This is a genomic window from Nostoc sp. UCD121, assembly GCF_014222285.1.
Taxonomy (GTDB): domain Bacteria; phylum Cyanobacteriota; class Cyanobacteriia; order Cyanobacteriales; family Nostocaceae; genus Nostoc.
The window spans coordinates 1-1,315 of sequence record NZ_JACKZS010000467.1 but is presented as its reverse complement, the minus strand read 5'-3'; the positions used below and the strand labels follow the sequence as shown (position 1 = coordinate 1,315).

1 protein-coding gene is annotated in these 1,315 nt (G+C 31.8%); it reads right to left on the bottom strand.

What is annotated here, in order from left to right; genetic code table 11:
- Positions 1-54: 54 nt before the first annotated feature.
- On the bottom strand, positions 55-1,315 hold a 1,261-nt coding region (locus GNF10_RS36920; protein WP_185607497.1), incomplete at its 5' end, for a GUN4 domain-containing protein.

Below are 1,315 nucleotides of genomic sequence, written 5' to 3'. Positions count from 1 at the left end.
GATTCATATTATTCATTGGCTTTCTCCCTTATTATTAAATAATGTGCAATTCACTCATGGTAAAGTTTCATGACAAGTTTTGGCACGAGTAAAAAATAAATGCATCTGCCATACTAGCCAAGAGCCAACTCGCCAAGCTGCCATTGACAGGGGGGTTGTAGATGAATATGAAGGTATGTCTAATATATTTTGGTCATAATGTAACCATTTAACTGGTAGATGTCCCATCGGTGTCGTCGGGGATAATTTAAAAGTTAGTTGGTCGTAATTTAACCAATTTCCCTCTTTTCGCCAACCCAGGCGATCGCCAAGTCTTTTTTCTGTTTCATAATCTATTTGACCGCCTATTTCGTGCCAAATACTTTGCTGAACACTAAAGCCAAAGTAACCATGACTGTATTGTTGCCAAAGTCGATCAATCTTATGAAAAGCTTCACATGAAAAATTAAGTATATCTTCTTTATAAACTTCATTCCAATCATTCTTACCCATGACTTGTAGCATTAATTTAGCTGTTTCAATATCAGCGTCTTGCCACTTGTACTGTGTAAGAAGGTTTTGCAAGTTACTGTAATCAATATTCCAATCACTTTTAAATTCTGTGGCACACTCAATATCAATATTAGGTTGTTTTGCCAATTCTGTTTTCTTGATAAGAAGTTGAGAATAATCAGAAACAATATCTGTTTCTTCTATACCTAGGACTTTTTTTTGAGCTACCAGTTGATTAGACATATAATTAGATATTAGGTAAATCGCTTGATTTAAAGTTATCTCATCTTTACTAAAATCAAAGTCATGAACCTGCAAATCTAATAATTTTGACTGGGAAAAAGCATCTTGAAGTCTATCTTTTTTATCATAACTTGCTACTAATAAATTCAGGATGTCATGAGACATAGTACTAGTATCTTGTATCGTTAGTAAATTAACTTGAGAATTTAAAGTACTACTTGCTAAATTTTGAATTTCTCCTACAATTGCGTAAAAATCTGCATCTACTTTTACTACATCATCTATTAAAGATTGAAACGGACTAAAGTAATCTTGTAGAGACTTTTCTAAATTAATTGCTGTTTCAGCTATTTTTGCTATTTCTTGACGAATTTTTGTAGCTCTGACTTGGTATTCATAAATTTCTTGATACACCTCTATATCTTTAAGTATTTTCTGAATAGCTTGCTTTTGATTTTTGGTATCTTCCGCTAAATTTTTAATTCCTTCACTGAGTAGTTTTACTTTTTCTAAAATTAAAAAATTAGTATTGCTTAACAACAAAATAGATTTTAAGTTTTCTTCTTCTTCCCATTTTAGC